Source organism: Arthrobacter sp. ok909, from assembly GCF_900104405.1.
GTDB classification, from domain to species: domain Bacteria; phylum Actinomycetota; class Actinomycetes; order Actinomycetales; family Micrococcaceae; genus Arthrobacter; species Arthrobacter humicola.
The window spans coordinates 138,826-163,404 of record NZ_FNJS01000002.1; the positions used below are offsets into that span (position 1 = coordinate 138,826).

Genomic DNA, 24,579 nt, shown 5'->3' on the forward strand with positions numbered 1-24,579 from the left:
GCGCCGGGTGGCCGTTTAGAGCTTGTCGAAGTCGGCCTCGTCGACCGTGGAGCCGGAGGCAGCACCGTTGCCGGTGCCGATGGCCGCGGGGGAGCCACCGGACTTCATCGCGGCCAGCCGGGCCTCGATCTCGGTCTGCTCGCCCATGTCTTCCAGCGAATTGAACTGGGCGTCCAGGCTTGAGGCTGCAAGCTCCTGTTGGCCACGGACCTTGGCTTCCTCGCGGCGGATCTTCTCTTCGAAGCGGCCTACCTCGGAGGTGGGGTCCATGATGTTGATGCTCTTGAGGGCGTCATGGACCTGGCTTTGGGCCGCGACGGTCTTGGACCGGGCCACCAGCTCATTGCGCTTGCTGGTCAGTTCGTTGAGCTTGCCCTTCATCTGGTCAAGGCCGTGCTTGAGCTTGTCCACCACTTCGGTCTGGGCTGCGATGTTCGGCGCGGCGGACTTGGCCTCGTTTTCCGAGGCGATCTGGCGCTGCAGTGCAACCTTGGCGAGGTTGTCGAACTTCTCCGCGTCACCGACGTCGCCCTTGGCGCGGTATTCGTCGGCTTTGCGGGATGCGGCGAGGGCCTTGTTGCCCCAGTCCTGGGCGTTGCGGATGTCCTCGTTGTAGTCGTCCTGAAGCATCCGCAGGTTGCCGATGGTCTGTGCCACAGCGGACTCAGCCTCCGCAATGTTGTTCGTGTAGTCACGGACCATCTGGTCCAGCATTTTCTGCGGATCTTCGGCCTGGTCCAGCAAGGAGTTGATGTTGGCCTTCGCCAGCTGCGCCATGCGGCCGAAGATGGACTGCTTAACCATGGTGTTACCTTTCGTCCTGCTCAGTTGTCTCACTGATTCCAGTGAACCGTTGATGTGTCTCTTCTATCCGCTGTTTGGTCTATCCGCTGTCCGGTCCCATGGCCCGGCACGTGGTCTCTAATGGTTCGGGGCTGTTGCCGTGCAGCACGTGGGAAGAAGTCTAGAAACTGCCGGAGTCGCCTCCGCCGAAGTCGCCGCCTCCACCGAAGTCGCCTCCGCCCCAACCGCCGCCGGAATCGCCGCCTCCGCCCCAGCCTCCGCCGCCACCTCCGCCCCCGCCATGGAGGATCGAGTTGATGAGGATTCCGCCGAGGATCGCGCCGCCGAGGCCTCCGCCGCCGCTGCCGCCGAACATCCCGCCGTGCCCGTAGCCCTGGTTGGCGTAGCCGCCGAAGTGGTCAACGTCGGACTGTGCCAGCTGCGCAGCCTGGGCCGCAAGGGCGTAGGCCTGCTGCGCGTACTGCAGTGCGGTCACGGGGTCGTTGCGGGAGATGGAGAGCGCGTAGTCCAGGTTCCGCTGGGCCTCGGCCAGTCGCGTGCGGGCCTCGGTGCCCACGCCGCCGCGGCGGGCGGTGATATAGTCCGACGTCGCGCTGATCTGCGCCTGGGCCGATGTGATGGTCTGTTGCAGCGAGGCCTGGGCGCGGCGCGCCTGTTCCTGCTGGTCGCGGATTCCGCTGAGCGACTCATCGAGGGTCTGGTGCGCGGCGGTCACGCGTTCCAGCGTGGCGACGGGATCGATCTTGCCGCCCTGGATTTCCGCCTTGACCTGGGCAAGGGCGGCTTCCACGGCAGCGACCGGTCCCGAAAGTTCCGGATGGGCGCCGGACTGGATCATCACCTTGGCCTGCGCCAAGTCCTGGGCGGTATCGACGACGGCGGTTTCCAGGCCGCTGCGCGCCTCGCCGAGGCTGTCGGCCACCTTGGTGATGGCGCCGATCAGCACGTTTGTCTGGTGCAGGCTTTCTTCCGCGGCGCGCACGGCCACGGCGGCGAGACTGTTTTCGCCCGCGGCGAGTTTTTCCTTCGCAGCGGTGGAAGCGTTCTGCACGAAGTCGAGGCGTTCCTTGGCCTGCTTGATATTGTCGGCCACCTGGACCAAGGCACTCTCGGCGTACTTGGCGCGCAGATCCGTCAGCGACTGTTCGGCGCTGGCAATCTTTGCTTCGGCTTCCGCGGCTCCGGCGCCGACGGCGGCGAGGGCCTCGGGGGCGTTCTTCTCCAGCTCCCGCAGGGAATCGAAGTCCGCTTTCTGCTCCTGCAGCGATGCCAGGGCGGCTTCGGAACGGCGGATGATTTCCCCGAGCCAGCTCCGCTGCTGTTCCTCGGTATCGGGAATGTGGTCATCGAGCTGCTGCTGAAGCTTGAAGGACTCCGTCATGTGGGCCTTGGCCTCTTGCAGTGCCTTGGTGAAGTTTCCCACCGCGGAGTCACCGTACTGGGCCTGGGCGAATCCAAGTTCCTGCTCGCTGGACTTGATGGCGTCATCGGCCTCGATCAGCAGGGAATCGCTCTTGCGGCGCAACTCTGCCACGCTGAGACCCGCCAGCGGGTCCGGCTGGGCACCTTGCGTTCCGCCGGAGGCGCCGGAACCTTGGGCGGCCTTCTTGCGGCGGCTGCGGAAGTAGAGGTAGGCCCCCGCTCCGCCCACGGCCACGACGCCGACTCCCACCAGGACGGCGTTGCCCGCCCCGGCTTCGGACGGCACGGTGCCGCTGCCCCCGGCCGCCGCGTCGCCCACCGCAGCGGCGGTATCAATCGCCGCCTGCGCGAAGTCGCGCTTTCCGCCGGCCAGGTTCGGAACGATGGCGTTTTGGGTGATGTTGGATGTCTTGGAGTAGATGGCGCTGGCCGAGTTGGGAGAGAAGTAGTACTTGCCGTCGTCGGACATGGTGAGGATGACGTCGGCCTTGCCCATGCCCTTGTTGGTCGCCACGGCCACGGCCCAGGCCTTAGGGTCCGAGGGGTTCTCGAACGTCTTGGCCGTAACGACGTACAGGTTGTACTTGTGGTCCTTCAGGAGCTTCTGGATGGCGTCCTGGACTTCGCCCTTGCGGCTGCCGAGCACGTTTGCGCTGTCCACGATGTTTTGCCCGGACGGGATAGTCACCGGGTCTTCGGCCAGGGCCGGAGCGGCAGGAAGCGCCAGCAATCCAGCCACGCCAAGGACGGCGAGGAAACGAATCATCTTAGACCGCATGTGCAACCCTTCAGCACTTCTGGGACCGGTTCGGTCGAACCAGCCGTCACAGAATGCAGCAGCGCCCCCACGCAGATGTAAAGCCGCAGGTCGCTGTGGCAATTCCATTTGATTCTATGGTGCACCCAAATGGCAGTCCACCTTGGGGAATATGCCACCAGCGAAAAGCGCTTAAGCTGGCAAACCGGCAATCAGGCCGCTGTCCATCCGTTCAGGAACCTCCCAGCAAATGTCCGCTTTAGTGTCAGTCTGAGCGACCATAGTTATAGGCAGACGAGGATGAAAGGAAGTCTCATGACTGAGAACCCAGTGCCGGGTGCGTCACCGGAGCCGACACAACAGAACCGGGGACCGGCCGAACCGCAGGAGGGCGCCCCGGCGCAGCCGAATGCCTCAGCGCAGCCGAATGCCTCGGCGCAGCCGCATGGCGCCCACACCCCGGAGACGGCACCCGGAACCCCGGCACCCGAGAACCCGACGCTTCGGCTGGACGGCGCCGAGGACGGCTCGCCGCGTCCGGTCTACCCGCAGCACCAGCCGGCCCCGGCCCAGCCTTCCCAGCCACAGCACCCCGGTGCCGACACCCAGCAGTTCGGTGCCCCTGCGCCGCACACAGGCCCGTACGACGCTCCCGCCCATCCCGGCCAGGGTCACGGCCAGCCTGCCCAGCCCCCGTACGGCCAGGCTCAGCAAGCACATTCCCCGTACAGCCAGGCGCCCTACGGCGCCCACCCGGGCAACCAGCCGACGTCGGCCTATGCCCCCGGCGCGAGCTTTGTGAACAACCCCGCCCACGCCCCTAAGCGCAAGGCGGCGTTCGGCGTCCCTGTCCTCATCGCCAGCATCGTGGCGGCCGGCCTGATCGGCGGCGGCGTGGTGGCGGGCAGCAACGCTCTGCTGGCCGACCGTACCTCCACAGCCTCCACGAGCAACACGAGCCAGGCCGGGCCGGTGATCGTCAACAACAGGGACGACGTCAACGCCATCAGCGCCGCAGCCCTGAAAGCTTCCCCCAGCGTGGTGACCATCAAGGCCACCAGCGGCAGCGACGGCGGCACCGGCAGCGGCATCATCCTTGACACGGACGGCCATGTGCTGACCAATACCCACGTGGTAACCCTCGACGGCAAGGCCGCCAACGCCACCATGGAGGTCCGGACCAGTGACGGCAAGGTCTACTCCGCGAAGATCGTCGGTACCGACCCGCTCTCCGATCTCGCCGTGATCAAGATCGACAACCCCTCCGGACTGGTCCCGGCCACGCTGGGTGACTCGAACAAGCTGAATGTCGGTGACACCGCCGTCGCCATCGGCTCGCCGCTCGGCCTCACCGGAACCGTCACCGACGGCATCGTCTCCACCCTGAACCGGACCATCAGCGTGGCATCCTCGGCCGCGCCGAAGGGCGGGGCAGACAACTCCCAGGGCGGTGACCAGGGCTTCCAGTTCGCACCCCCCGGCGGCGGCCAGACCCAGAGCACCGCTGACCAGGGATCCATCTCGATCAACGTCATCCAGACGGACGCGGCCATCAACCCGGGCAACTCCGGCGGCGCACTGGTAAACACGAAGGGCGAAATCATCGGCGTCAACGTCGCGATCGCCTCCGCCGGCGGCGACTCGTCCACCGGCAGCAGCAACGGCAACATCGGCGTGGGATTCAGCATCCCGATCAACAACGCCAAGCGCGTGGCCCAGGAGATCATCAGCAACGGCAAGGCCACCCACGCACAGTTCGGCGTGAGCGTGAAAGCCAAGGCGGCAGGAACGTCCTCCTCCGGGTTCTCGGTGGGCGCCGAGGTCGCGACCGTCGAGCCCGGCTCGGCGGCTGACAAGGCCGGCATCAAGGTTGGCGACGTCGTGACGAAGTTCCAGGACCTGACCATCAGCGATCCCAACCAGTTGACCGCCGCGGTGCGCGAACAGCCGGCCGGGGCCACGGTCAAGGTCACGGTGCTGCGCGGCGGCCAGCCGAAGGAAGTCGATGTAACCCTCGGCACTGCTGCCGACCAATAGAGGCAGTAGCCGACAGACAGCAGAGAGGCCGGGCGGCACCGAAAGGTGCCGCCCGGCCTTTGCCGTGCCGGGAACTTACCCGACGCCTCCACGACGCATGCACGGTGCTGACACAGGCGTTAACCCAGGCCGCGCGGCGCGGCAGCTATATGGTTAGCTAGGAAGAGCCCGGCTACCGGGCGTTCCGTGGCCATGACCCCGTCAGGGGCGGCTATCCACCCGCATGGAAGGCTGCTGTAGACACAGTGGAAGAGACCCTGAAAATCATTGTGCTGGTCAAGCACGTCCCGGATGCGCAGTTCGACCGCCACCTCACTGGCGAGGGCAACACCGCGGACCGCTCCGAAAGTATCCTGTCCGAACTGGATGAATACGCCCTGGAGGCGGCGCTGCAGCTGATTGAGGCCCGCGGCGGGGAAGCGGCCGGGAACAAGGTCATCGCCCTGAGCATGGGGCCGGCAGCTGCCGTCAACGCGGTGAAGAAGTCCCTCCAGATCGGGGCCACGGAAGGCGTGCACCTCAGCGACGAGGCCCTGGCCGGCTCCGATGCCGCGGCCACCTCGCTGGCACTGGCCGCCGCCATCCGCCACCTCGGCGCGGACACCCCCGCGGACCTCATCGTCACCGGCATGGCTTCCACGGACGGCGAGACCTCGCTGGTCCCGGCGCAGCTCGCCGAGCGGCTGGGGCTTCCACAGGTAACTTTTGCGGCGTCGCTGGAGCTCGACGGCGGCAAGCTCACCGCCCGCCGCGACGGCGACACGCACGCGGACACCGTTGAGGCCGAACTGCCGGCCGTCGTCTCGGTTACGGACCAGATCAATGACCCCCGGTACCCGAACTTCAAGGGCATCATGGCGGCAAAGAAGAAGACCATCACCACCTTGAGCCTGGCCGACATCGGCGTTGACGCGGCCCAGGTGGGCAAGTCCGGCTCCTGGACCGCCGTCGAGACCGCCGAGGCCCGCCCGCCGCGCACGGCCGGCACCATCATCACCGACGAAGGCGACGCCGGCATCCAGCTGGTCGAGTTCCTGGCCGCCCAGAAGCTGCTCTAAAGGGGAATAACCGAACATGGCAAAAGTACTCGTTTTCATCGACAACCCCGGCCAGGCGCTGAAGAAGTCGAGCCTGGAACTGCTCACGATCGCCCGCTCCCTGGGCGAGACCGTTGCCGCTGTCAACGGCGAGCTGCACGCAGATGCCGCTGCGGTCCTGGCGGCCTACGGCGCCGAGGCGCTTTACCGCCCGGCCGCCGCAGACCTCGACGACTACCTCGTGGGACCCAAAGCGGCGTTCCTGGCCGCAGCCGTTGACGCGGCCGGAGCCGACGTGGTCCTGACCGAGAACTCGGCCGAGGGCAAGGAGATCGCCGCCCGGCTCGGTATCAGGCTCGGCGCCGGCGTCATCACCGACGTCGTGGCGGTCGATCCCGACGGAACCGCGCACAAGTCGGTGCTGGCCGGGTCCTACACCACCACCGCGAAGGCCACGACGCCCGTTTCCGTGCTGACTGTAAAGCCCAACAGCGTCACGCCCGAGCCCGCGGTGTCGGCTACGGCGCCGGGCAGCGTCACAGTCCAGCTTCCGGCCGGTGCCACCGCGGCCGCCGCCCGGGTCACGGCGCGCAACGAAAAGCCTGCCAGCGGGCGTCCGGATCTGACCGAGGCGCGCATCGTCGTGGCGGGCGGTCGGGGCGTGGACGGCAACTTCGGTCCGCTGGAGGACCTCGCGGACGCCCTGGACGCGGCCATCGGCGCTTCGCGGGCCGCCACGGACGCCGGCTGGATCGGCCACGACGCGCAGATCGGCCAGACCGGCAAGACCGTCTCGCCGCAGCTCTACATTTCCGCGGGCATCTCCGGCGCCATCCAGCAGAAGGCCGGCATGCAGACCGCCAAGGTGATCGTCGCAGTGAACAAGGACGCCGAATCGCCGGTTTTCGAGATCGCCGACTTCGGCATTGTGGGCGACCTCTTCCAAGTGCTGCCCCAGGCCACTGCAGAAATCAAAAAGCGCAAAGGCTGACCCATGAGCACCAACGCCGCCCCGGCGCAAAGCCCGCTCCATCCGGAGACTTCCCGGATCGAGCGGGTGCTTTGTTTCACGGCCCACCCGGACGACATTGATTTCGGCGCCGCCGGCACGATTGCGGCCTGGACGGCCGCCGGAGTCCAGGTCAGCTACTGCATCATGACCGACGGCGATGCGGGCGGCTTCGATCCCGCGCAGCGCGACGAAATCGTGCGGCTGCGCATCGCGGAGCAGCAGCGCGCGGCCGCCTTGGTCGGAGTCACGGACATCCACTACCTGCACCAGCGCGACGGCTATCTTGAACCCTCGCATGAGGTGATGCGTGAAGTGGTGCGTCTGATCCGCCAGCTCCGGCCCGACGTCGTGCTGTCGATGCATCCGGAACGCAGCTGGAACCGGATCCAGAAAAGCCACCCGGACCACCTGGCCGTGGGGGAGGCCGTGACCCGCGCCGTGTACCCGGCCCTGGAAAACCCCTTCGCGTACCCGGAACTGGCCGAGTCCGGGCTGGAGGCCTATAAGCTGCCCTGGCTCTGGCTCTTCGCCGGGCCCGAAGAACGCGAAAACCACTTCGTCGACGTCACCGAGCATGTCGACAGCAAGCTTGCCGCCATCCACATCCACGTCAGCCAGCACCCCGACGTCGATGCCATGGAGCGCACGGTCCGCGGCCTCATGCTTAGCACCGGGGCGCGCGGCGGGCTGCCGGCCGGGCGCAGCGCCGAGGCCTTCCACGTCGTCACAGTCAACGGCCCGGGGACCATCGCCGGGTTCTAGTGTTGCCGCAGCACATCGTCTGCCATATGCTGGCCTCTGTTTAAATCATATTTATTTGATGGAAGGCAGACTTTGATGGCGAAGACTGCGCAACACCCCGTTCTCGTGATCATGGGGGTCTCCGGATCGGGCAAATCGACCGTTGCGGGACTGCTGGCCGGCAGGCTGGGCTGGGATCTCGCCGAGGGCGACGACCTGCACCCTGAATCGAATGTGGCCAAGATGCATGCCGGCCAGCCGCTGACCGACGAGGATCGGTGGCCCTGGCTGGAAAGCATTGCCGACTGGATCCGGGCCCACACAGAAGCCGGAGCTCCCGGAGTTGTGACCTGTTCGGCGCTGAAGAAGCGCTACCGGGACATCCTGCGCGGCGAAGGCGTGGTCTTTGTGTTCCTTGAGGGATCACGGGACAAGATCTCGGACCGGCTGGCTTCCCGCCACGGGCATTTCATGCCGCCCGCCCTGCTGGAGTCCCAGTTCGAGGCGCTCGAAGCGCCCAGCGCGGACGAAAACTTCATTTCCCTGTCCGTCTCCGCAACGCCGGCGGAAGAAGCACAGGAAATCATCACGCGACTTAATCTCGAAGCTGCTGACGCCAGGCCCTGAGCCTTCCCGCGTTCCGCAGCCGACCAAGGAATTTTTGTGAAATCTCTGATAGCAACGCAGCTTCCGGCTGCCGTCGAGGCCGGGACCGGCATCGACACCCAACTACTGATCGTCGCCGGTCTGGGCATCGCCCTGATCGTCGTACTGATCGCCAAGTTCAAATTCCACCCCTTCCTCGCCCTCGTGCTGGGCTCCGGTTTCGTGGGCCTCGCCGCCGGCGTGGACCCGGCCAAGGTGATCGCCAACTTCGAAGACGGCGTGGGCGGTGTCCTGAAGGAAGTCGGCCTGCTGATCGCGCTCGGCGCGATGCTCGGCAAACTGCTCGCTGACTCCGGCGGCGCCAACCGGGTGGTCGACACCCTCCTGGCCAAGGCCACCGGCAACAAGCTGGTCTGGATGATCACACTCGTTGCCGTGATCATCGGCCTGCCGATGTTCTTCGAGATCGGTCTCGTCCTGCTGCTGCCCGTGATCGTCCTGGTCACCCAGCGCTCGAAGATGCCGCTCATGCGCATCGCCATTCCGGCGCTGGCCGGCCTGTCTGTGCTGCACGGCCTGGTGCCGCCGCACCCGGGACCGCTGATCGCCATCAGTGCCGTCAAGGCTGAACTGGGCACCACCCTGGCCCTTGGCATCCTCGTCGCCATCCCCACGGTGATCATCTGTGGTCCGCTCTTCTCCCGACTGGCGGCCCGGTGGGTGCCCGTGGGCGCCCCCGCCGTCGCCGGCGGCATCGACACCGTGCATGGCGCGGACATGGAAGGCGTCAAGCGGCCGCCGAGCTTCCTTGTCACGCTGCTGACCATCATCTTCCCCGTGGTGCTCATGCTGCTCAAGGCCGTCATGGACATCATCTGGCCTGACCCCAAGACCGCCCCGGCCATCCGCACGTTCTTCGACTTCGTCGGACAGCCGCTCGTCGCAATGACGCTTGCCGTCCTGCTGGCCATGGTGACCTTCGGTTACGCTGTCGGGCTCAACGGCAGCAAGATCACAAGCAGGATTAGTGCGAGCCTCGGCCCCATCGCCGGGATCCTCCTGATCGTCGGAGCCGGCGGCGGTTTTAAGCAGACCCTGATCGGTGCCGGCGTGGGCGACGCCGTGAAGACCTGGGCTGAGGGGACCAACATGTCCGTCCTCGTGCTCGGATTCATCGTGGCCGTTGCCCTCCGCCTGGCCACGGGCTCGGCCACGGTCGCTACTGTGACGGCCGCCGGGATCGTGGCACCGCTCGCCAGTTCGCTGCCACCGACCCACGCCGCACTGCTGGCCCTCGCCATCGGTGCCGGATCACTGTTCTTCTCGCACGTGAACGACGCCGGCTTCTGGCTCGTCAAGGAGCTGTTCGGGCTGACCGTGGGCCAGACGTTCAAGACCTGGTCGGTCATGGAGACTCTGATCTCCGTGGTGAGCTTCGGCCTGATCATGCTGCTCTCGCTCGTCATCTAGCCGCGTCTGAATCCAGCTGCGCTGGACGCAGGAAGCCGCCCGGGCCGTCGCTCCTTCTACGGAAGGCGCCACGGCCCGGGCGGCTTTTTGTTTCCTGTTGGCTTGTCCTGCTACGCGCCCAGCGGCGCGGCGGCGACGGTCGGCAGGGTCGGCGACGTGGACCCGCCCGCGGGTTCCACGGTGATGCCAAGGGCTGCGGCGGAGCCAATGCCCTTGACGACGGCCGGCTTGGACAAGGCTTCGGCATCCATGAGGCCCTGGGACACGGGAGCCGAGCCGTCCTTGGGGATCAGCCACATCTGGTAGACCTTGCCCGTCGGGGGAGCAGGAACACCGTTCATCTTGATAACGGCGGCGTCCTTGGACGGCGATATCGACAGGGTGGCGGTGCCGCCTCCGTTGACGTCAACAGTGGCCTGCCGGACGTCGCTGGCCTGCATCACCTGGTTCAGCGGGTCGTTTTGGTTCGCCACATACGCGCTGACGCCCACACCGCCCAGGGCGATGACGGCCGCGGCGGCGACCCCGACAAGCCAGTTCCGCATACCCTGCGGGCGGCGGCGTTCCTCCCTGCGCTTGCGGGCGGCGCCGAGCTCGTCAGTGACCGGAAGTTCGGTGGCGTCGTGTACCGGATGCGGCACCACAGGCGTCGATTGCGGCTCCGAACCGGCGCGGGGCACGACGGCGGGGGACTGCCCTGCCGCCTGCGCCGGCAAAGAGGACATGATCCGCTCCAGCAGCCCGGTCGGAGGCTCCTCCTCCGCGGTGAAGCTGGTGGCCAGGGTCTCCCGGGCCTGCCGGACGCGCTCGTTGAAGGCGTCCCGGTCCGCGGCCGGTGCGGAGGCGAGGAAATGCTCGATCTGGGCACGTTCGGCGTCGTCGACGGCGTCGAGGGCATAGACCTCGGCAAGATCCGCGACGCGGCCGGACGTCAGGTCGGTGGCGATGTGCGCCGTGAAGCCGCCGGGGAGGCGGTTGTTGTCATGTGCATTCATGTCGGTCAATTCAGCTCACCCCCAGGCAGGTCTTCAGTCTGATGAGTCCATCGCGGATGCGGGACTTGATAGTGGGAACCGCGGCATTCAGGCGCTCGGCGACTTCCCGGTAGGTGAGGCCGCCGTAGTAGGCCAGGCGCACGGACTCCTGCTGCGTATCGGTGAGGGTTTCCAGGCACCGGACCACTGCCTCGGCCTCCAGCCGGCTGCCGACCTCGTCCGAGACGGAATCGTGTTCGATCTCCTGGCTGCTGGCACCATACTTGGCTTCGCGGTCCGTGGCGGACTGGGAAGACCGGACCTTGTCCACGGCGCGGCGGTGCGAGATGGTCATGAGCCAGGCGAGCGGGCTACCGGCGGCGGCATTGAACTTGGCGGCGTTCTGCCAAACCTGAAGGAAGACTTCCTGCGTGGTGTCCTCGCTGAGCTCGGTGTCGATCAGGACCCGGCGTGCCATGCCGAATACCCGCCGGGAGGTGAGGCCGTAAAATTCCGCGAAAGCTGCCTGATCGCCTTGGGCAATCAGTTCAAGCAGACTCCCGAGCCGGCTGTTGATGTCGGCGGAAGTGCCGGCGGGGGCGGCGGCCTCGGGGTTCGGGGCGTTCGGAGTTTCCATCACCCCCAAGCATAAGGCGCGAGCCGCAGTGCGCGGGCCAGTACGGTCAGCCTGCGGCTCGCGGGCCGCCGTTTCCTCGTGGGCAGGGCGCCGCTCCAGATGTGCTGTTCTCACCTGCCGCTCCTCGCTCCCTTCCGTTGTCCCGCCACGATGTGCTGTGGCGATCGCTCGCACGGCCGCCTTCAGAACCGCTTCGGCCTTCAGAAGGGATTCGGCGCAGCCGCAAGTCCGGATGGGCGGAACCTGCGGGATTCTTCGTGCGGGGGCTCCCGCTGGGGTTCCCTGCGGGTCCGCCGCCGGCCCTGACCGGCCGGCTGTCCGGTCGGCGGAGATCCGTTACAGCTTGGCCCCGGCGAACCCGTTTTGGCGCCACGCCTCATAGACGGCGATGGATGCCGCGTTGGCAAGGTTCAGCGACCGCAGGGCCGGCAGCATCGGCAGGCGGACGCGGGACGTCACATGGGGACTGTGCTTGAGCTCCTCCGGCAGGCCCACGGATTCAGGGCCAAACAGCAGGACGTCCCCCGCCCGGTAACGGATGTCTGTGTAGGTGGTTTCGCCGTCGGACGTGAAGGCAAACACCCGCTCAGGCTTCAGCGCCGCCCAGGCCCGCTCGATGTCCGGGTGCACGGTCACCACGGCGAGGTCGTGGTAGTCCAGGCCGGCGCGCCGGAGCTTGGCATCGGAAAAATCAAAGCCCAGGGGCTCCACCAGATGCAGTTCGGCGCCCGTGATGGCTGCCAGCCGGATGGCGTTTCCCGTATTGCCGGGGATTTCGGGGGTGTGAAAGAGGATGCGGAACACCGTCCCATCCTAGCGAGCCGGGCTAGTGCATTCCGCGCAGCAGCCGGGCCAGCACGGGAACGTTGACTGTGTTGGGCGCCGGGCCCGAGCTGAGGAACTGCTTCAGGCCGCGGGCCAGGCCTGCGGCGTTGACCACCTCGACCAGCCCCGAGCTCTCCCCGTAGCCGCCGCCCTGGCCGCCGGGCGCACGGCGGTGCCGGTCGATGACCGGCTGGTGCAGATTGCCGTCCGTGCTGTGGACAACAATCCAGCCGGTGACATTGAGCTCGGGGAAGATGTCCTGCATCCGGCGCACAACGTGGGCCAGCTGGGGCGGGGCCACGGACCGTCCGCCATGTGTCAGTGTGCTGCCGTTCCACGCATAGGCGCCGGGCGGCAGAAGCATGGAACCGATGATCGCGAGCCGGTAGCCGGCCAGGAGCGCGTGGTCGATGTGGCTGTTGTCCGCAGGAGACTGCAGCCCGTTGACGAGGCGCGCCGACGGAATGGCGGTCAGTACCTGCCGGCTGATGAGCTGCACCGTGCGCATCTCCCGCTGAATCCGGGCCTCGGCCCCGAAGATCCCGCGTTTGCGGGGCATCCCGTGGACCTGCTGACGTGCCACGTCCGCGGGAATCAGCGGCACCGCGGTGCCGTCGCCAAACTGGTCGAAGGGAGGAACATAGACGGGCGCGTCCGCCGCGGTATTCCGGGGCGTGTTCGGGCGGCGCACATTGGCCGAAGCCCTGCTGCCCGCGGCCGGGGCGTCGAAGTGGGCGCCCTCGTCGTTGGCGGCCGTCGAGTAGGGCCCGCCCGGGCCGCTGCCGTAGGAGCGGTCGTACTCTGCGCGGCGCTTTGCGTCGATGAGGGTCTCGTAGGCGAGGGTGACGCGCCGGAACGCCGCGGGATCGCCGCCGTGGTCCGGGTGGGCGAGCCGGGCGGCCCTGCGGTACGCGACCTTGATCTCCTTGTCCGTCGCCGTCACGGGGATCCTGAGGACCTGGTAATGCGAGCTGCTGCCCTGCGTCAAACAGAAATCCTTTTCATTGATGGTGCCGGCGGTGAAGGCGCCGGACCGTTCGCGGACGCCCGACGTGGCCAGTTTAACCGGCTGGAGGAACAACGAGCGCCTGTACCGGGATGGTTCCCGGCGGCTGGCATAATTCAGCGCATGCTGATCGCCCTCCCCGTGCAGCGTTTGGCCGGGCGCGGCTTGCCGGGAGGGACGCCGCGGCGCACTTCCGCGCGGCCGGGGCGGATGTCCTGCTGCTGTGCGAGGACAGCTATGCCGGACTGGCCCGGGCCGTTGACCGGGCGCTGGACTCAGGCGTCGCGGACGGCGCCGGCGCGGGGACCCACGCCGGCTCCGGTACAGGGGGCGGAATCGGCGGCCACGTGCCGCTTGGCATCATCCCCACCGGAACGGGCAACGATACGGCCCGGGCGCTGGGCCTGCCGCGGCACAACCTGCCGGCGGCGTGCGAGCGGGTGCTGGAGTCCCTGGCCGGCGGCGGAAGGATGATCGACGCCGGCACGGTCACCGCCGGGGGAACCTCCCGCTGGTTCGCGGGCGTGGTTTCGGCCGGCTTCGATGCCGCCGTTAATGAGCGGGCAAATACCTGGCGCTGGCCGCGCGGCAGGATCCGCTGCCAGCTCGCCATGCTCCGTGAACTGGCGTCGTTTCGGGCCATCAATTACACGGTGACGGCCGACGGCGAAAGCTGGCAGCAGGGCGCCATGCTGATTTCCGTGGCCAACGGGCAGTCGATCGGCGGCGGGATGAGGATCACCCCGGAGGCCGTCCTCGACGACGGGCTCCTGGACCTGTTCATTGTCAGCCGCGTGTCCCGGACCGGCCTGCTGGCCGTGTTCCCCAAGGTGTTTTCCGGGCGGCACGTGGACCACCCCGCCGTGCACCTGCGCCGGGTCCGGAAGGCGGAACTCACCGCCGGCAACGTCGTGGCCTACGCCGACGGCGAGCGGATTGGCGCGCTTCCCCTGACCATCGAGGTGGTTCCGCGCGCCGTCCGCGTCCTGGCGTAGGGTCTTGCGCAGCGGCCTACACGGTAGCTGTGGCCTTTGAGGCCTTGCGCGGGGACAGCCTGTTCAGCGCCAGGGCCGCCACGAGCAGCCCGAAGTCCCGCAGTGCGACGTCGTAGAAGCTGCCGAGGACGATCAGGTTGATGATGATGCCCAGCAGCCAGACAGCCACGACGGCCGATCCCAGGCGGGGGCGCAGCGCCACCAGCACGCCGGCGAGGATTTCCACCCCGCCCACGATGTACATGATGGTCTGGGCCGGGAGGGGGACCACCGAGGTCGCCACAGGGGCCAGATACATGGTCCAGTCGGTCAGCAGGTTCGTGAACTTGTCCAGGCCGAACAGGATCGGCGCAACGGTAAAGACGGTCCGCAACAACAGGAAGGCCTGGCGGTGCGGGTCGGCCTTGAGCTGCTGTGCCGGAGTGGCGAGTGTTGGGGAAGCTTTCATGGCGTGCTCCTTCTAAAGTTGGATATTCCGATTTTAGAACGCCGCGAACTGATTAAGCAACGATTCTTGTTTTTAGAGATATCCTTGCCTCATGACCAAACTTGCGTGGAGCCGCCGACTTGCGGCGCTCGCGTCCCTGGGGGATGAGAACCGCAGAAGGCTGTTCGACTTCGTCGCCTCGGCGCCGGACGCCGTCGGCCGGGACGATGCCGCGAAAGCCCTGGGCCTGGCCAGGAGCACCGCCTCGTTCCATCTGGACCGGCTCGTCAACGACGGGCTGCTGATCGCGGAGTTTCGCAAGCTCGGGGGACGGGAGGGTCCCGGTTCCGGCCGGCCCGCGAAGCTGTACCGTACCGCCGTGGACGAGGTGGCAGCTTCAGTCCCCGACCGCCACTATGACCTCGCCGCGGAGCTGCTCGTTACCGCGGTCGAAGCTGCAACACACGACGGCGGATCGCCCCGGGATGCCCTGCTCGCGGCCGCCCGGGCCAGGGGAAAGTCAGCCGGCGAAGCGGCAGTTCGCGCCGCGGACCGCGCGCCGGACGGACCCGGCGCCGCGGGGGAGCCGGAAACCGCCGGCGGCGCCGGCAGTGCCGCCCCGTTCGCGGACTTCCTGGCGGGGCAAGGCTACTGCCCCGCGGACGACGGCGGCGGGGGCCTGCTGCTGTTGAACTGCCCGTTCCATCGCCTCGCCGCCGGCCACGCGGACGTGGTCTGCGCCATGAACGGGGCCTTCCTCGCCGGGGCTTCCGCAGCCCTGGGAATCGACCCGGGGCGTGTGGAGGCGCTCGCCATCGAAGACCTCAGGGCGCAGGGGGCCGCGCGGCCGGGCCAGTGCTGCGCCCGGGTCCTGCCATCGTGACACCCCGGGTGCGGCGCCGGTCCGCGGGTAGAATTGGCGTGTGCCCGTATACCTGGATCATGCCGCCACCACGTCCCTTGCCCCGGAGGCTCTGGCGGCGCTGACGCGCGAACTGTCCCGGACCGGCAACCCCTCCTCGCTGCACGGCTCTGGCCGGCGGGCGCGTCGGGTCGTGGAGGACGCACGCGAGGCGCTCGCCGCCGCGGCAGGGGCCCACCCCTCCGAAGTCATCTTCACCTCCGGCGGCACAGAAGCGGACAACCTTGCCGTCAAGGGACTCTACTGGGCCCGCCGCGCCCAGGACCCCGCACGTACGCGCATCCTGTGCTCCGGCGTCGAGCACCATGCTGTCCTGGACGCGGTGGAATGGCTCGAACGGCACGAAGGTGCCGACGTCTGCTGGCTGCCCGTCAACGCTGATGGCGTCGTCGAACTGGCCGCGCTGGAGGCGGAACTGTCCCGCGATCCGGCAACGATCGCCCTGGTGACCGTCATGTGGGCCAACAACGAGGTCGGCACCCTGCAGCCGATGGCCGAAATCGTGGAGCTGGCACACCGTGCCGGCGTCCCGGTGCACTCCGACGCCGTCCAGGCCTTTGGTTCGGTCGCCGTCGATTTCCGCGGCACGGGCCTGGATGCCATGTCCATCTCCGGGCACAAGATCGGCGGCCCCGTGGGCGTCGGGGCGCTGCTTCTGGGCCGGGCGGTCAAACTGACGCCGGTGCAGCATGGCGGCGGACAGGAGCGCGACGTGCGTTCCGGCACCCTGGACACCGCCTCGATCGCCGCCTTCGCCGCGGCCGCCGAAGCAGCTGTTGGCCGGCTCGCCCAGGAATCCGCACGGATCGCGGCCCTGCGGGACCGGCTGATCGAGGGCGTCCGCGGCGCCGTCCCCGAGGCCGTGCTGCGCGGCGCCCCGGGCCCCGGGCGGCTGCCCGGCAATGCACACTTCACGTTCCCCGGCTGCGAGGGCGACTCGCTACTGTTCCTCCTGGACCTGGCCGGCGTCGAAACCTCCACCGGCTCGGCCTGCACCGCGGGCGTTCCGAGACCGTCCCATGTGCTGCTGGCCATGGGCCTGGACGAGGACACGGCGCGGGGCGCGCAGCGTTTCACCTTGGGCCATTCCTCCACCGACGCCGACGTCGATGCCCTGCTCGCCGCGCTGCCGGGCGCCTACGCGCGGGCACGCCAGGCCGGCATGGCCGGGCATGAGTCCAGCATCCAGACTGCGGGCACCGTGGCGCGTCAGGCGTCCGGCAGGAGCTGAACGGGAGCTAGTCCAGGAGTTGGTCCAGCGGCACTGAGGAATCCGCCAGGAGGGCAGGACTGACGGCGGCGCGTGCGCCGATGAGCGCCTTGATCGCCTTTTGCGGCTTGGCGGCGCGGGGCCAGTTGACGTTCATGCCGGCGACCACCTGCCCCTCGCGCTGCCAGAAGGCCATGAACGACTTGTCCGCAAGCGAGCCGCGGATCACCGCAGGCCCGGCAACGAGCGACGGGAAGCCCGAATACTCCATGCTGACGTCGTACTGGTCAGTGTAGAAGTACGGGACCGTGTCCAGCACGGCATCAAAGCCGAGCATGGCCCGCGCGGCGACCTTGCCGCCGTTGAGGGCGTTGGACCAGTGCTCGCTGCGGTGGTGCTCGCCGGTGAACGGGTGCAGGGCATTGGCAACGTCCCCGGCGGCGAAAATCCCCGCCGTCCACGTGCGCAGCGAGGCGTCCGTGAGGATGCCGTTGCGGACTGCGATGCCGGCCGCCTCGGCCAGTCCCGTCTCCGGGGCCACCCCCACGGCAATGACCACAAGATCTGCCGGGAGGACCTCGCCGGTGTCGGTGCGGACGCCGGTGACCCGCCCGGAGGTGCCCGTGATTTCTGCTGCCGAGGCCGGCAACAGGAACCGCACGCCGTTGGCCTCATGCAGTGAGCGGAAGAAGCCGCCCAGTTCGGGGCCGATCGCCGCGGCCAGCGGGACCTCTTCGAGGCCCAGCAGGGTGACCGTGTTGCCGTAACTGCTCGCGGCCGCGGCCAGTTCCATCCCGATCCAGCCCGAGCCGACCATCACCACGTTCCGGCCGCCTTCGGCGAGCGCGGCGCGCAGGCGGCGGCTGTCTTCCACCGTGCGGAAGGTGCTGACCCCGGAGAGCCCGCTGCCTGCCACGGGGATGCTGCGGGGGCGGGCCCCGGTCGCGAGCAGCAGGGAGGCGTAGTCCAGCCGCGTGCCGTCGCCCAGAACCACGGTCCTGCCAGCCGGGTCCAGGCCCGTGACCTGGGTGCCGAGCCGAAGGTCGACGTCGTTCGCGCCGTACCAGTCATCCGGCACCACCGGCAGGGCGTCCTCGCCGGACTTGCCCAGGAGGTAGTCCTTGGACAGCGGCGGACGCAAGTACGGCGGGTGGGATTCCGCGGCAACTACTGCGATGCGCCCGGAGAAGCCCTCCGTGCGCAGCGTTTTGGCGGCGGTGGCACCCGCCAGGCCGCCGCCTACGATCACGATGTCGTCATTGGCCATGATCCGCTCGATTCCGCTGTGCCGGTTCTGAACCGGGGTGAATACGGTCTGAATCCGTTGTGCAAGGCCTGCCGATCCGGACGGCGGCGGTTCGGCACGATGTCCGGCTCAACGATCTAAAATCACTTCTCTTGACTTTAGATTCGCGAGGGAAGGCTGGTCAAGGGGTTTTGGGCGGGGAATCGGCGTGGCGGTAGAATAGGGCCGCGGGCTTTGTGCTATCCGACCCTGGTTCGTGCCAGCGATCGGCGCCAGCCGGCGACACCCCCGACAGCTAGAGAAAGCCAGTATGCGAGTTCTTGCAGCCATGAGCGGCGGCGTTGATTCCGCCGTTGCCGCCGCCCGCGCCGTCGAGGCGGGACACGACGTCGTCGGAGTCCACCTTGCGCTGTCCCGGATGCCGGGCACCCTGCGAACCGGGAGCCGCGGCTGTTGCACGATCGAGGACTCCCGCGACGCCTGGCGGGCCTGCGACATCCTCGGGATCCCGTATTACGTCTGGGACTTCTCCGAGCGGTTCAAGGAAGACGTCGTCCAGGACTTCATCGATGAGTATGCCGCGGGACGCACACCCAACCCGTGCATGCGCTGCAACGAGCGCATCAAGTTCGCCGCCCTGCTGGAGAAGGCCATTGCGCTGGGCTTCGACGCCGTCTGCACTGGCCACTACGCCAAAGTCATCACCGACGCCGAGGGCAATCCCGAACTCCACCGCGCCGCCGACTGGGCCAAGGACCAGAGCTACGTGCTCGGCGTGCTGACCCACGAGCAGCTCAAGCACTCGATGTTCCCGCTCGCCGACACCCCGTCCAAGGCCGAGGTCCGGGCCGAGGCGGAGCGCCGCGGCCTCTCGGTGGCGAACAAGCCCGACAGCCATGACATCTGCTTCATTCCCGACGGCGACACCGCCGGCTGGCTTGCCGAAAAGATCGACATGACCACGGGAGACATTGTTGACGAATCCGGGGCAAAGGTCGGCGAGCACCCCGGCGCCAACGCCTTCACCGTCGGCCAGCGCCGCGGACTGAAGCTCGGCACCCCCGCCGCGGACGGCAAGCCGCGGTTCGTGCTGGAGATCCGGCCGAAGGAAAACAAGGTGGTGGTGGGGCCGGAGGCGCTGCTCGCCATCGACGAGATCCGCGGCATCAAAGTCTCCTGGGCGGGCCTGCCCATTGCCGAAGTGGCCACGGGCGAGGAGTTTGACTGCTACGCCCAGGTCCGTGCCCACGGCGACCCTGTCCCCGCCCGCGCCCGCATGGCCGGGGACGGACTCGTCGTCACCCTCGTGGAGCCGCTGCGCGGCGTGGCCCCCGGGCAGACCGTGGTGCTCTACCAGGGCAGCCGCGTGCTGGGCCAGGCCACTATCGACGCCGCTCGCTCGCTGCAGCGGGCCGCGCTCTAGGCGCCCGCCACACCAGCTCCTTTGAAGGGTCCCGCCGCCGGCGGGGCCCTTCGTCGTTGTACGCCCAGCATGGGCATTCGCTTAGAGGTGTGAGTCCTCTGAAGGAGAAGGTGGTTTAACTTCTAGCTGAAGGCAACTGCGTCATCGTGAGATGGGGTGGGAAGGAAGCCGGAGGCAAATCCCTGCACCGAGGGACACGAACCGCATAGAAGGCATGCCGGTCGGGGTGAGCCAGCAACAGATGGTGAAGCCCGTCCCACCGAAACGGCCGGTGTGTAAATGCGGCGGCGGCAGGGGGAAAGTGAATGTTCTTATCTGGGGAGATCTGTCCCAGTGCGTCATCCGGGTTGCCGGGTGGAGCGGGGCGGCCTTAAGGGTCGTCCTGATGGGGCAGAAGTCAGCCGAGGTCGTAGTACCGGCGGGAATCGTGAGGTTCGCCGGGAAGGGCTGAACGTTGGGAGATGACATGTTGAACGGGCATTGCTCGTGAACATCACACGGATCGCAGCCATCCCGCGGACGCGGGCGAGCATGGGGAGGTAACGGTGAATCCGGGAGATAGCCGTGCTCAGCGTAGTGATGTTCCGGCGCGTGCCGGTGATGCAGTCAGCGGCCGTTCGGGGGATCTGTGGGAACTGGTGTTCTCGCGGGATAACCTGTTGGCCGCGTTACGCCGTGTCGAGGCGAACCGGGGTGCCCCTGGTGCTGACGGGACGCGTACGGATGGGCTCCGTTCGTGGCTCTTAGGACACTGGGCAGGTGTGCGGGAACAGCTCGACGCGGGCACATACCGTCCGCAGCCGGTGCGTCAGGTGATGATTCCCAAGCCTGATGGCGGGCAGCGGAAGCTGGGTGTGCCGGCCGTGCTGGACCGGTTGGTCCAGCAGGCAATCGCGCAGGTGCTGGTCCCGGTCTTTGATCCGGGGTTCGTGCCGGTTTCCTATGGTTTCCGGCCGAAGAAAAGCGCCCATGATGCGGTCCGGGTCGCCCGGACCGTGGTCGGGCAGGGTTATCGGTGGGTGATCGAGGTTGATCTGGATGCGTTCTTTGACCGGGTGAACCACGATGCGCTGATGGCCCGTGTTGCGCGGAAAGTGAAGGACAAACGACTGCTGGGCCTGATCCGACGCTATCTTGAGGCGGGGATTATGGCCGATGGTGTGAAACGGCCGACGGAGGAGGGGACCCCGCAGGGGTCGCCGCTCTCGCCGTTGCTTTCGAACATCATGCTCGATGACTTTGACCAGCTGATGTGGTCGCGCGGCCACCGGTTCGTCCGGTATGCCGACGACATCCGGGTCTTCGTCAAGAGCAGGCGGGCAGCCGAGCGGGTTCTGAACCAGTGCACCAAGACTCTGGAACAGGATCTGAAACTGAAGGTGAACCGTGAGAAGTCGAAGATCAGCCCGGCAAGCGGAGCGACATTGCTGGGCTACGGCTTCTACTACTCCGCGTCCGGGGTGAAGCTGCGGGTTGCGCCGAAGGCCCTGAAACGGGCCAAAGCGAGGATCAAGCAGCTCACCTCCCGGAAGTGGAGCATCTCAATGGGGGAGCGCATCAATCTGCTGAACCGCTTTGTCCGGGGCTGGATGGGCTATTTCCGTCTGACCGATACTCCGAAGATACTTTCGGACCTGGACAAGTGGTTCCGACGCAGGATGCGACAAATCCGGTGGAAGGAATGGAAGAAACCGCGCACCCGTGTGGCTAACCTGCGGAAGCTCGGCATCTCACCGCGCAAGGCGTGGGAGTGGGGCATGACCAGCAAAGCCTATTGGCGCACTGCGGGCTCGCCGATCCTTCAACGGGCTCTACCCAACGAGTACTGGGAAACCCTTGGCCTGGTGTTCCTTCACGATGCCTGGCGTCGCTACAGGACAACCTGACGAACCGCCGTATGCGAGGCCCGCACGTACGGTGGTGTGAGAGGAGGGCCGGGAAACCCGGCCCTCCTACTCGATTGAGCCGGACCTGCCGAAGAATCGGGCGTATTGCTGAAGAAAATGGCAGAAACCTTCGGTTCGTATAAATTTTGTGTCTCAACTCACAAAATGCAACGATTCACCAAATGGTTGTCTGATTGAATCTAGGAATCAGCAAAGCGTGCCGCCCGACGAGTCACTCGTTTCACTTCGGGCTGCGCTAGAACGCATCGAACAGAAAGTTCACAGATGGCAATGAACAAAAAGGCCTGGCAGAGCGTCATCGCGCTGGCCGGGGTTTCCGCCTTTGCACTGACGGCCTGCACGGGACCGTCCGGCGGCTCGGGCGGGTCATCAGCCGCGGCAAGCGGCCCGATCGCTTATGGCACCACGGACAAGGTCACCGCCTTGGATCCGGCGGGCTCCTACGACAACGGTTCGTTCATGGTGATGAACCAGATCTATTCCTTCCTGCTCAACTCGAAGCCGGGCAGCGCCGATCCCGTTCCGGACCTGGCCGAGTCCGCGTCCTTCACCTCGCCGACCGAATACACGGTCAAGCTCAAGCCGGGACTCAAGTGGGCCAACGGCCACACGCTCGACTCCAAGGACGTCAAGTTCTCCTTCGACCGGCAGATCAAGATCAACGATCCCGCCGGCCCCGCCAGCCTGCTGGCCAACGTGGAAAGCGTCACCGCTCCCGATGCCAACACCGTCGTGTTCAAACTGAAGCTGGCCAACGACCAGACCTTCGCGCAGATCCTCAGCAGCCCCGCCGCGCCGATCGTGGACGATGAAGTCTTCCCGGCCGACAAGCTGCTTGACGACGACTCGATCGTCAAGGCCAAGGCGTTCTACGGCCAGTACACGATCGACACGTACAAGAAGAATGAGCTGATCAGCTTCAAGGCGTTCCCTGACTACCAGGGCGTCCTCGGCAAGCCGGCCAACGATGCCGCCACGATCAAGTACTACGCAGACCCCACAAACATGAAGCTGGACGTCCAGCAGGGCAACATCGACGTCGCAAACCGCAGCCTGAGCGCCACGGACATCGATGACCTGAAGAAGGACTCCAAGGTCAAGGTCAACGTGGGCCCGGGTGGCGAAATCCGCTACATCACGTTCAACTTCGACACCATGCCGTTCGGCGCGAAGGCACCGGACGCCAATCCGGCCAAGGCTACGGCCGTCCGCCAGGCCATCGCCAACCTCGTTGACCGCCAGGCCATCGCGGACCAGGTCTACAAGGGCACCTATCTGCCCCTGTACTCCAACGTTCCCAACGGCTTCCTCGGCGCCAACGAGTCGTTCAAGGACGCTTACGGCGACGCCGGCAAGCCCAGCCTGGACAAGGCCAAGAAGGTCCTGACCGACGCCGGTGTGACCACGCCCGTGTCGCTGAACCTGCAGTACAACCCCGACCACTACGGCAAGTCCTCCGGCGATGAATACGCCATGATCAAGGACCAGCTGGAGAAGTCCGGTTTGTTCAAGGTCAACCTGCAGTCCACAGAATGGGTCACCTACAGCAAGGCAAGCCGCGCCGATGAATACCCGCTGTTCCAGTTCGGCTGGTTCCCGGACTTCAGCGACGCCGACAACTACCTGACCCCGTTCTTCCCGGAAGGCGGCTTCCTGAAGAACCACTACAACAACCCCACTGTCAACGACCTGATCAACAAGCAGCTGACCACCGTCGACAAGACTGAGCGCGAGTCCACGATCAAGGATGCGCAGAATGCCCTCGCCAAGGACATCTCCACGCTTCCGCTGCTCCAGGGCGCGCAGGTTGCCATTTCCGGCAGCGGCGTCAAGGGTGTTGATACCACCCTCGATGCCTCCTTCAAGTTCCGTTTGGGAACTGTTTCCAAGTAGGGCTGCAACCCTGCTGTCCTGACCAGCCTGCGAGGCGGGGTGCCCTCGAGGCGCCCCGCCTTTGCTGGTCATTGCCGCACCTTGCAGTTCACGCCGGCCGGCCCATGGCCGCGAAAGCACAATTTTAGGTACCAATGACAACATTGATAGAGGCGCCGCCAAGCGACGCCGACGGACTCCTTCCGTCCAAGAAAAAATCCTCAGGTGGGGGCCTGGGGACCTACATCCTGATCCGGTTCTTCCTGATCATTCCGACCATTTTCATCCTGGTGACCCTGGTCTTCTTCCTGATGCGGGTCATCGGCGACCCCATCACCGCCGCCCAGGGCGGCAGGCTTCCCCCGGAGGCGCTGGCGCAGCGCATTCACGATGCCGGGTACGACCGCCCGATCCTGATTCAGTACCTGGAATACGTTGGGCAGGTGGCGACCGGCAACTTCGGCACCACCATCACCGACCGCCGGCCCGTTGTTGAAATGCTCGCAACCTTCGGAGCGGCAACCCTTGAATTGGCCATCAATGCCCTCATCGTGGCGCTTTTGGTCGGCATCCCGCTCGGCCTCATCGCCGCCTACAAGCGCGACAAGGCATCCGACGCCGTCCTGCGGTTCTTCGCCATCCTCTGCTACGCCACCCCGGTGTTCTTCGCCGGCCTGCTGATGAAGCTAACCTTCTCCGTCTGGCTCGGCTGGCTGCCCGTGGCGGGACGGGCCTCCACCAGGACCGAACTGGCCATGGGAAGCCTGGCCGCGCCGACCGGGATCTATTGGCTGGATGCGCTGCGCAGCGGCAACATGGCCGCGCTCGGGGACATCGGGGCGCATTCGATCCTCCCCGCGGTCACCCTCGGCCTACTGACGGCAGGGGTCTTCCTCCGGCTGGTCCGCACCAACGTCATCGGTACGCTGGGCAAGGATTACGTCGAGGCCGGCAGGTCCCGCGGCGTCAGCAATTTCCGACTCGTGACCAAGCATGCCTACAAGCCTGCCCTCATCCCGATCATCACGGTCATGGGGCTCCAGATTGCACTCCTGCTGGGCGGGGCCGTCCTTACGGAGTCCACCTTTGAGTGGAAGGGCCTCGGCTACCAGCTGGTGCAATACCTGAACTCCCGCGACTTCGTCGCCGTCCAGGGCATCGTCGTGCTGCTGGCGGTCATCGTCGCCATCACGAACTTCATCGTGGACGTCGTCGCAGCCCTGATCGATCCGCGAGTGAGGTACTAGCC

21 protein-coding genes are annotated in these 24,579 nt (G+C 66.7%); 13 read left to right on the forward strand and 8 right to left on the reverse strand.

Annotated elements, in window-relative coordinates:
- Positions 1-15 precede the first annotated feature (15 nt).
- Both BLR03_RS02850 and BLR03_RS02855 read right to left on the reverse strand, forming a co-directional pair.
- Positions 16-804: a PspA/IM30 family protein gene (locus tag BLR03_RS02850; RefSeq protein WP_091249132.1), complete on the reverse strand. Its 789-nt coding sequence runs from the start codon at positions 802-804 to the stop codon at positions 16-18.
- A 160-nt stretch (positions 805-964) separates the two neighbouring features.
- Positions 965-3,004 (reverse strand): TPM domain-containing protein, encoded by a 2,040-nt coding sequence (locus BLR03_RS02855; protein WP_091249134.1) that lies wholly within the window; start codon positions 3,002-3,004, stop codon positions 965-967.
- Between the two features lie 294 nt (positions 3,005-3,298).
- Between BLR03_RS02855 and BLR03_RS02860 the strand changes: the two genes are divergently transcribed.
- The 6 genes from BLR03_RS02860 (at position 3,299) to BLR03_RS02885 (ending at position 9,886) form a co-directional block, all read left to right on the forward strand.
- Positions 3,299-5,020, forward strand: a complete 1,722-nt coding sequence (locus tag BLR03_RS02860; protein WP_091249136.1) for a trypsin-like peptidase domain-containing protein — start codon at positions 3,299-3,301, stop codon at positions 5,018-5,020.
- A gap of 257 nt (positions 5,021-5,277) precedes the next feature.
- Positions 5,278-6,078: an electron transfer flavoprotein subunit beta/FixA family protein gene (locus BLR03_RS02865; RefSeq protein WP_091249424.1), complete on the forward strand. Its 801-nt coding sequence runs from the start codon at positions 5,278-5,280 to the stop codon at positions 6,076-6,078.
- Positions 6,079-6,094: 16 nt separating this feature from the next.
- On the forward strand, positions 6,095-7,048 hold the full coding sequence (locus BLR03_RS02870) for an electron transfer flavoprotein subunit alpha/FixB family protein (RefSeq protein WP_091249139.1): 954 nt from the start codon (positions 6,095-6,097) through the stop codon (positions 7,046-7,048).
- Between the two features lie 3 nt (positions 7,049-7,051).
- Complete coding sequence (locus tag BLR03_RS02875; protein WP_091249141.1) at positions 7,052-7,831, forward strand: PIG-L deacetylase family protein; 780 nt, start codon at positions 7,052-7,054, stop codon at positions 7,829-7,831.
- Between the two features lie 75 nt (positions 7,832-7,906).
- Positions 7,907-8,437, forward strand: coding sequence for a gluconokinase (locus tag BLR03_RS02880; protein ID WP_091249143.1), 531 nt, complete (start codon positions 7,907-7,909; stop codon positions 8,435-8,437).
- A 45-nt stretch (positions 8,438-8,482) separates the two neighbouring features.
- Positions 8,483-9,886 carry a GntT/GntP/DsdX family permease gene (locus tag BLR03_RS02885; protein ID WP_091249427.1) on the forward strand — a complete coding sequence of 468 codons (1,404 nt, stop codon included), beginning with the start codon at positions 8,483-8,485 and terminating at the stop codon, positions 9,884-9,886.
- Positions 9,887-9,996: 110 nt separating this feature from the next.
- On the opposite strand, the gene BLR03_RS02890 is transcribed toward BLR03_RS02885, so the two are convergent.
- The 4 genes from BLR03_RS02890 to BLR03_RS02905 all read right to left on the reverse strand — a co-directional run bounded on the left by BLR03_RS02890 (position 9,997) and on the right by BLR03_RS02905 (position 13,310).
- Positions 9,997-10,881 carry an anti-sigma factor gene (locus BLR03_RS02890; protein WP_091249430.1) on the reverse strand — a complete coding sequence of 295 codons (885 nt, stop codon included), beginning with the start codon at positions 10,879-10,881 and terminating at the stop codon, positions 9,997-9,999.
- A 10-nt stretch (positions 10,882-10,891) separates the two neighbouring features.
- On the reverse strand, positions 10,892-11,497 hold the full coding sequence (gene sigK / locus BLR03_RS02895) for an ECF RNA polymerase sigma factor SigK (RefSeq protein WP_091249146.1): 606 nt from the start codon (positions 11,495-11,497) through the stop codon (positions 10,892-10,894).
- 336 nt (positions 11,498-11,833) lie between these two features.
- The gene (locus tag BLR03_RS02900; RefSeq protein WP_091249148.1) at positions 11,834-12,301 is read right to left on the reverse strand and encodes a tRNA (cytidine(34)-2'-O)-methyltransferase; all 468 of its coding nucleotides are present in this window, start codon (positions 12,299-12,301) and stop codon (positions 11,834-11,836) included.
- A 22-nt stretch (positions 12,302-12,323) separates the two neighbouring features.
- A complete protein-coding gene (locus BLR03_RS02905) occupies positions 12,324-13,310 on the reverse strand; it encodes a J domain-containing protein (RefSeq protein WP_091249433.1) in 987 nt (328 codons plus the stop codon).
- A 110-nt stretch (positions 13,311-13,420) separates the two neighbouring features.
- On the opposite strand from BLR03_RS02905, the gene BLR03_RS02910 reads away from it, so the two are divergent.
- Positions 13,421-14,323: a diacylglycerol/lipid kinase family protein gene (locus BLR03_RS02910; RefSeq protein WP_091249150.1), complete on the forward strand. Its 903-nt coding sequence runs from the start codon at positions 13,421-13,423 to the stop codon at positions 14,321-14,323.
- A 16-nt stretch (positions 14,324-14,339) separates the two neighbouring features.
- Here the strand turns inward: BLR03_RS02910 and BLR03_RS02915 are convergent, their stop codons facing one another.
- Positions 14,340-14,771: a hypothetical protein gene (locus BLR03_RS02915; RefSeq protein ID WP_091249153.1), complete on the reverse strand. Its 432-nt coding sequence runs from the start codon at positions 14,769-14,771 to the stop codon at positions 14,340-14,342.
- 91 nt (positions 14,772-14,862) lie between these two features.
- Between BLR03_RS02915 and BLR03_RS02920 the strand changes: the two genes are divergently transcribed.
- Positions 14,863-15,633, forward strand: coding sequence for a helix-turn-helix domain-containing protein (locus BLR03_RS02920; protein ID WP_091249155.1), 771 nt, complete (start codon positions 14,863-14,865; stop codon positions 15,631-15,633).
- Between the two features lie 40 nt (positions 15,634-15,673).
- On the forward strand, positions 15,674-16,903 hold the full coding sequence (locus BLR03_RS02925) for a cysteine desulfurase family protein (RefSeq protein ID WP_091249158.1): 1,230 nt from the start codon (positions 15,674-15,676) through the stop codon (positions 16,901-16,903).
- Between the two features lie 7 nt (positions 16,904-16,910).
- Here BLR03_RS02925 and BLR03_RS02930 read toward each other — a convergent pair whose 3' ends face one another.
- Positions 16,911-18,149, reverse strand: a complete 1,239-nt coding sequence (locus BLR03_RS02930) for an NAD(P)/FAD-dependent oxidoreductase (protein WP_091249160.1) — start codon at positions 18,147-18,149, stop codon at positions 16,911-16,913.
- Between the two features lie 289 nt (positions 18,150-18,438).
- On the opposite strand from BLR03_RS02930, the gene mnmA reads away from it, so the two are divergent.
- The 4 genes from mnmA (at position 18,439) to BLR03_RS02955 (ending at position 24,577) form a co-directional block, all read left to right on the forward strand.
- Positions 18,439-19,551, forward strand: a complete 1,113-nt coding sequence (gene mnmA, locus BLR03_RS02935) for a tRNA 2-thiouridine(34) synthase MnmA (protein WP_091249163.1) — start codon at positions 18,439-18,441, stop codon at positions 19,549-19,551.
- A 545-nt stretch (positions 19,552-20,096) separates the two neighbouring features.
- Positions 20,097-21,437 carry a group II intron reverse transcriptase/maturase gene (ltrA, locus tag BLR03_RS02945; protein WP_217639733.1) on the forward strand — a complete coding sequence of 447 codons (1,341 nt, stop codon included), beginning with the start codon at positions 20,097-20,099 and terminating at the stop codon, positions 21,435-21,437.
- A 285-nt stretch (positions 21,438-21,722) separates the two neighbouring features.
- The gene (locus BLR03_RS02950; protein ID WP_091249167.1) at positions 21,723-23,351 is read left to right on the forward strand and encodes an ABC transporter substrate-binding protein; all 1,629 of its coding nucleotides are present in this window, start codon (positions 21,723-21,725) and stop codon (positions 23,349-23,351) included.
- A 134-nt stretch (positions 23,352-23,485) separates the two neighbouring features.
- Entirely contained in the window at positions 23,486-24,577 is a 1,092-nt protein-coding gene (locus tag BLR03_RS02955) for an ABC transporter permease (RefSeq protein ID WP_091249171.1), read from the forward strand.
- Positions 24,578-24,579: the final 2 nt, after the last annotated feature.

Bases quoted from the DNA above. Each gene is read 5' to 3' on its own strand.
- BLR03_RS02950 (WP_091249167.1), top strand. From the start codon at position 21,723: ATGGCAATGAACAAAAAGGCCTGGCAGAGCGTCATCGCGCTGGCCGGG.
- BLR03_RS02855 (WP_091249134.1), bottom strand. From the start codon at position 3,004: ATGCGGTCTAAGATGATTCGTTTCCTCGCCGTCCTTGGCGTGGCTGGA.
- sigK (WP_091249146.1), bottom strand. From the start codon at position 11,497: ATGGAAACTCCGAACGCCCCGAACCCCGAGGCCGCCGCCCCCGCCGGC.
- BLR03_RS02870 (WP_091249139.1), top strand. From the start codon at position 6,095: ATGGCAAAAGTACTCGTTTTCATCGACAACCCCGGCCAGGCGCTGAAG.
- mnmA (WP_091249163.1), top strand. From the start codon at position 18,439: ATGCGAGTTCTTGCAGCCATGAGCGGCGGCGTTGATTCCGCCGTTGCC.
- BLR03_RS02930 (WP_091249160.1), bottom strand. From the start codon at position 18,149: ATGGCCAATGACGACATCGTGATCGTAGGCGGCGGCCTGGCGGGTGCC.
- BLR03_RS02875 (WP_091249141.1), top strand. From the start codon at position 7,052: ATGAGCACCAACGCCGCCCCGGCGCAAAGCCCGCTCCATCCGGAGACT.
- BLR03_RS02890 (WP_091249430.1), bottom strand. From the start codon at position 10,881: ATGAATGCACATGACAACAACCGCCTCCCCGGCGGCTTCACGGCGCAC.
- BLR03_RS02955 (WP_091249171.1), top strand. From the start codon at position 23,486: ATGACAACATTGATAGAGGCGCCGCCAAGCGACGCCGACGGACTCCTT.
- BLR03_RS02860 (WP_091249136.1), top strand. From the start codon at position 3,299: ATGACTGAGAACCCAGTGCCGGGTGCGTCACCGGAGCCGACACAACAG.
- BLR03_RS02920 (WP_091249155.1), top strand. From the start codon at position 14,863: ATGACCAAACTTGCGTGGAGCCGCCGACTTGCGGCGCTCGCGTCCCTG.
- BLR03_RS02915 (WP_091249153.1), bottom strand. From the start codon at position 14,771: ATGAAAGCTTCCCCAACACTCGCCACTCCGGCACAGCAGCTCAAGGCC.
- BLR03_RS02880 (WP_091249143.1), top strand. From the start codon at position 7,907: ATGGCGAAGACTGCGCAACACCCCGTTCTCGTGATCATGGGGGTCTCC.
- BLR03_RS02850 (WP_091249132.1), bottom strand. From the start codon at position 804: ATGGTTAAGCAGTCCATCTTCGGCCGCATGGCGCAGCTGGCGAAGGCC.
- BLR03_RS02910 (WP_091249150.1), top strand. From the start codon at position 13,421: ATGGTTCCCGGCGGCTGGCATAATTCAGCGCATGCTGATCGCCCTCCC.